The sequence below is a fragment of the Inhella sp. genome, assembly GCF_027532025.1.
Taxonomy (GTDB): domain Bacteria; phylum Pseudomonadota; class Gammaproteobacteria; order Burkholderiales; family Burkholderiaceae_C; genus Inhella.
The window spans coordinates 1-5,759 of sequence record NZ_JAPZSY010000004.1; the positions used below are offsets into that span (position 1 = coordinate 1).

The 5,759-nt window shown below is 67.1% G+C and carries 4 protein-coding genes; all 4 read right to left on the reverse strand.

From position 1 onward, the window contains the following. Positions 1–103: 103 nt before the first annotated feature. Positions 104–862 (reverse strand): HipA N-terminal domain-containing protein, encoded by a 759-nt coding sequence (locus tag O9335_RS01275; RefSeq protein WP_298382349.1) that lies wholly within the window; start codon positions 860–862, stop codon positions 104–106. Continuing rightward, positions 855–1,154, reverse strand: coding sequence for a helix-turn-helix domain-containing protein (locus O9335_RS01280; protein ID WP_298382352.1), 300 nt, complete (start codon positions 1,152–1,154; stop codon positions 855–857). Before O9335_RS01280 ends, O9335_RS01275 begins: the two co-directional genes overlap by 8 nt. A 493-nt stretch (positions 1,155–1,647) precedes the next feature. After that, positions 1,648–3,711: a primosomal protein N' gene (locus O9335_RS01285; RefSeq protein WP_298382354.1), complete on the reverse strand. Its 2,064-nt coding sequence runs from the start codon at positions 3,709–3,711 to the stop codon at positions 1,648–1,650. 292 nt (positions 3,712–4,003) lie between these two features. Then, positions 4,004–5,098 (reverse strand): uroporphyrinogen decarboxylase, encoded by a 1,095-nt coding sequence (gene hemE / locus O9335_RS01290; RefSeq protein ID WP_298382357.1) that lies wholly within the window; start codon positions 5,096–5,098, stop codon positions 4,004–4,006. Positions 5,099–5,759: the final 661 nt, after the last annotated feature.

Sequence of the window (5,759 nt, forward strand, 5' to 3'; positions counted from 1 at the left end):
AGTCGTCGGTGGCCATCGGATGCTGTCCTCGATCTCCCAGGAAATGCCGCCCATTGAATTGAATTCCGGGAGTTTCGACCATCCGAAATCACCCGAAAGTCATTCAAAAACAACGGGTTGGGTCATTTGCAGGTCCGACGACATAGACCGGCTGCGGCACGTGCAGCAAATGCACCGGTGGCGTTGTCAACTTCGCAGCCGACGCCAGACGCATCGTGAGCCACTCCAGGTACGTCGACGCAGGGTAGGTGGCACTGTCCGGATGGTCGGGCTTGAGGATGTGGGTCGAAGGCGTGGAGCCGACCGGTTCGTACACGTCTCGGCCCTTGAGCACCGCCAGCATCTTGTGCTGGGCGCCGGCCAGGGACATCCGCTTCGGGGCTTCCCGCGTGAGGGTCGTGCGAGGCAAGCCTTGGATGCGCCGGCTCAGCGCCGCGTAGGTTAAGGGTTGCAGGTCGGTGCGCGTGGTTGGCAACTCGCCGGGTGGCAGCAAGGTGAGCGAACCGGCTGACTCTGCGCCCTGGTACTCCAAGAGCGCAAACGCGTCTTCATGGCTGCGCAGGTGGGCGTCCGCCGCGATGAGCTCACGCAATTTCTCCTCGGGCAACAGGTTGTCGAAGTACCACTGAACGGGGCGCAGCGTCGCACCATCGCGATGCAAGAGTTGGCTGCGGGGCAGTGCCGGCGACAGGTCGAAGCTTCCCGGCCGGTCTCTCCACTGCGGCAGGTAAGCCAAGGTCCACAGGTCGTTGTCCTCGTGCAGGGTGCCCAGTTGCTCCTGGTTGATGAAGATGTTCAGTCGACGGCCTGCATTGGGCAGCACCGACGGATCTGTAGGCGCCTCGGGGGCTCGTTCAGACATCGCTGTCGGCCTTGGTAGACGCCGCGCGGCGTGCCTGCGCCTTGCTCAACTCGACTTGAAACGCCGGGGCATCTGCCGGTGTCAGTTCCAGGCTCGCCTTGATGCCCAGGCGCTGCAGCAGTTGCAGCACTTTGCCCATCTGCACCGTCGCCTTGCCGTTTTCCAAGTCGGTCATGAACTGTTTGCTCACGCCAGCGGTTTGGGCGAAGTCGTCGATGCGGATGCCCGCGCGTTTGCGCAGCGTTCGAATGGCAATGCCAGCGTCCAGCACGGAGGTGAGAGGGATGTTCATGGATATTCCTACTTTCGAAGGAATTTTGACGCAAGCCAGTCCGTTGACCAACAAAATTCCTATGTGCAAAGGAATATTCGGTTTGGCAGCGGTACGAAACCCTGAAATTCCTACCAATGCAGGAATTGATGATCGCGCAGAGGCGAGAGTGGCGCCCGCTCCTGTGAACCTAGAAACGGCAGTTGGACACGGCCGAGTGCGCCGTGATGCGGTGCGCTGGCAAGGCGCGACGACGCAGCGGGCTCGTGCCCGCAAGACTGAGGCCGGACACAAACAGTCCTGAGGACTGCTTGTGCCTGCCGAAGGCCAGGGCCTCCTGGCCCTGGCTGAGCAACGCCGCCAGCGTGCCGCAGTGCGGTGCACTCGGCCGTGTCGCGCTCACACCGAAGCGGTGATCGTGGCCGTGAGTCAATTTCGATGGGGTGCCCATGACCTGCATGCGCAAGGCGAGCGGTCAACTGCCGTTTATAGGCTCAGTCGGACTTGGATGGGTTCAGATGGCCGACGGATCGACGTCGATGGCCCAGCGCGCCAAGCCCTTGTGGGCGCGGCGCAGGGCGTGCAGTTCGGGCACCCACTGCGCCAGCACGCGCTGCAAGGGGGCGCGCTGCGGGCTTTCGACCAGCATTTGCCAGCGCCAGTGGTCGGCCACGCGCGCCACGGGGTGGGGCACGGGCGGGTACCAGGTGATGGGCCATTCGCCGCTCAGGGCCTGGCCGGCTTCGGCCGCGGCTTGCAAGAAGGCGGGGGCGGTGTCGGGGTCTTTGCTGTCGGCGCGCAGCAGGGCGAGGTGGGCGTAGGGCGGCAGGCCGGCGGCTTGGCGCTCGGCGAGTTGGCTGGCGGCAAAGGCGGGGTAGTCGTGCCGGGCCAAGGCTTGGTAGAGGGGGTGCTTGGGCTGGTCGGTCTGGAGCCACATTTCGCTGCGGGCACCGTCGCGGCCCGCGCGGCCGGCGGCCTGTAACAGCAGGGCGAACAAGCGCTCGGGGGCGCGGAAGTCGCTGCTGAAGAGCAGGCCGTCGGGGTTGAGGGCCGCCACCAAGGTGACGCGCTGAAAGTCGTGGCCCTTGGCGATCATTTGCGTGCCCACCAGCACGTCGACGTCGCCCGCGTGCACGGCGGCCAACTGGCGCTCCAAGCTGCCCACTTGGCTGGTGGTGTCGGCGTCCAGGCGGGCGATGCGGGCTTCGGGCAGCAGGCCCTGGAGTTGTTCTTCCAGGCGCTCGGTGCCGCGCCCGATGGGGGCGATGTCTTGGTTGCCGCAGTCGGGGCAGGCCCGCGGCACGCGCTCGGTGAAGCCGCAATGGTGGCAGCGCAGGGTGCGGTCGCTCTTGTGGAAGACGCGCCACGCGGTGCAGTGGGGGCAGGCGCTCTTCCAGGCGCAGGCGCCGCAGTGGAGAACGGGCGCGTAGCCGCGGCGGTTGAGCAGCAGCAGACTTTGCTCGCCCCGCTGGCGGCGCTGCTCGATGGCGTCCAGCAGCGCCTGGGCCACGGGCGGCGGTGTGGCGCCGGGGCCGCGCAGGCCTTTGGGGCGCTGCTGCTGCGACAGGTCCAGCACGCGCAAGGTGGGCAAAGCACCGCCGGCAGCGCGCTCGGGCAGGTCCAGGCGCAGGTAGCGACCCTGGCTGGCGTGGTGCCAGCTTTCCAGGCTGGGCGTGGCGCTGCCCAGCAGGACGGGCACGCGGGCCTGGTGGGCGCGCAAGACGGCGAGGTCGCGGGCGCTTTGGCGGGCACCGTCTTGGGCTTTGAAGCTGGCGTCGTGCTCTTCGTCGACCACGACGAGGCCCAGCCGCGGCAAGGAGGCCAGCACGGCCAGGCGCGTGCCCAGCACGATGTCGGCCGTGCCGGCATGCGCCGCCAGCCAGTGGCGCAGGCGCTGCGGCGGGGTGAGCCCGCTGTGCAAGGTGGCGATGCGTTCGGCCCCAAAGCGGGCGGCAAACCGCGCTTCGAGCTGCGGGGTGAGGTTGATCTCGGGCACGAGCACCAGCACCTGCCGGCCTTGGCCCAGGGCCAGTTCAGCGGCGTGCAGGTAGACCTCGGTTTTGCCCGAGCCGGTGACGCCCCACAGCAGCATGGGTGGGCGCGGGGCTTCGGGCGGCAGCGCCAGTTGGGATTGGACGGCGGCCACGGCGGCCGTTTGCCCCGCGTTGAGCACCGGCGCCTGCGCGGCGGCTTGAGCACCGGCATCGCGCGCGGTGCGCGGGGTGGGCGCGCGGCGAAGGCGGCGCGCCAGTTGCGTGTTGTCCAGAGCCTGCAAGGCGCTGGGCAAGGCCGAGACGGCCATTTCGCCCAACCCGCGCTGGTAGTAGGCCGCGGCAAACGCCAGCAAGGCGCGCCAAGCGGCGTCCAGGGGCGGCAGCGCCAAGACGTCGGCCACCGGCTTGATGACCACCGGCGCTTCGCCGTGGCCGTCGTCGTCCCAAACGACGCCCAGCACCTGGCGGCGACCCAGCGGCACCCGCACCAAGGCGCCGGGCGGCAGGGGGTGGAGGTGCTCGTAATCCAACAAGCCCGCCAAGCCGGCGTGCTGCGGCGTGGGCACCGCCACCCGCAATCGCACCGGGGCTGAAGTTGTGGATTCGTTCACAAAACGGTCACAAGTGCTTGATGCGATTGGCTCTTGGAGGTCGGCCAGGGCCTGTGGATAACTTTGTGTACAAGCGCGTCCGCAGAGCGCGTTCCTTGCAGAGTCTCTCCGCGATGCTTCGCGCCGCGCGGGCAGGGATCGGTAAAAAACCTTTGCGAATCAGCCAGTTGACGCAAAACCCGAACCGCAATGGGGGCAACCCGAATGACGCGGGCTGGAAGCACCAATCTGGGGACAAATCAGAGCCCAGCCGGTGAGCAGGCGCTCACTGCGGCTGGCGCAAGCGCCGGGAGTGGGCGTGCACGGCCTCGACCAGCGCTGCCACGTGTTCGGGCGGGGTGTGCTGGCTGATGCCGTGGCCCAGGTTGAACACATGCCCGCCCCAAGTTCCATCGGCGCGCTGCGGGCGACCAAAGCTGTCCAACACCTTCACCGCCTCGGCGGCCACGACTTCGGGGGGCGCGAACAGCACCATGGGGTCGAGGTTGCCCTGCAGGGCCACGCGGTCTTGCGTCAGGGCCCGGGCGCGGCCGAGGTCCATGGTCCAGTCCAGGCCCAGCATGTCGGCGCCGGTCTCGCTTTGTTCTGCCAACCACAGGCCTCCGCCTTTGGTGAACAGGATGTGCGGCACGCGCTGGCCGTCGGCGCCCATCGTCTTCAACTGGCGCAGCACGCGCTGGCTGGCAGGCAAGGCGTAGCGCAGGTAGGCATCGTGGCTGAGCACGCCGCCCCAGCTGTCAAACACCATCACGGCCTGGGCACCAGCGTCGATCTGCGCGTTGAGGTAGGCGGCCACGGCATCGGACAAGGTGTCCAGCAGGCGCTGCATCAGATCAGGCCGGCGGTAGAGGAAGGTTTTGACGGCGCGGTAGTCGTCGCTGCCGCGGCCCTCCACCATGTAGCAGGCCAAGGTCCAGGGGCTGCCGGCAAAGCCGATGAGCGGCACGCGGCCGTGGAGCGCATGGCGGATGCTGGTCACCGCGTCGAAGACGTAGCGCAGGTTGTCAAGGTCGAAGTGCAGCGCGGCCAAGCTGGCCTCGTCGTGCACCGTCTTGGCGAAGCGGGGGCCCTCGCCCTCGCCGAAGCTCAAGCCCAGGCCCATGGCGTCGGGCACGGTGAGGATGTCGCTGAACAGGATGGCCGCATCCAGCGGGAAACGCTGCAGCGGCTGCAAGGTGACTTCGGTGGCGTAGTCGGGCGAGGTGGCCAAGCCCATGAAGCTGCCGGCCTTGGCCCGCGTGGCCTTGTACTCCGGCAGGTAGCGGCCGGCTTGGCGCATCAGCCACAGGGGCGTGTGCTCGGTGGGCTGGCGAAGGGCGGCGCGCAGGAAGGTGTCGTTGTGCAGAGGAGCGAAGGCCATTTGCCGATTATCCGGGCCGCTGCACAACGAAGCCGTCGGTCTTCGACGCCCCTGTCGGGTCTCACTCAATCCCGAATTGTTTTCACTCAATCCTGAACTGAACGGGGCCGTAAGGCAGTGAACCCGGTAACGCCCACCGCCCCTGTCGCAAGGTCCCGACGCACCTAGGGCCAGGGCGATAGAGGTGGCTCTGAGGGGCGAAGCTACGGCATGAACAGGCTGAACTGAGTCACTCGCAGGCTGGCGCCCGAGTGGCAGCATCGGTGCAAGCCGGAAACTTGGCGTCGGGAGCGCTTGTTCCATGCTCCCGACGGCGGTGCAAGCATCCTTCCAGCACGTACGAACGGTCCAGCCTGCCGCGCGAGACTCACGTCGACCCGAAGCTGACCATTGCCTCATAGACATCAGCTGCCCAGCGGTGTGAACTTCTGAAATGAAGGGCTGCAAGAGCACTCCACCAACCGACCTCAATTTCCTGACATAGGCGAGGCCGGCTGTCTGAAGATCAGCGCTTTGGAACCGCCTAACAGTCAGCGTTTATCTGCCGCCGCACGGCATTTGCCACGCAGCTGAGCGCCACCGGCGGCAGGTAAACCGTGTTGAACAAAACCGCCGCTCCAGTCGCGGTTCAGCGGGTGTGTTGCGGTGGGTATGGGGGATT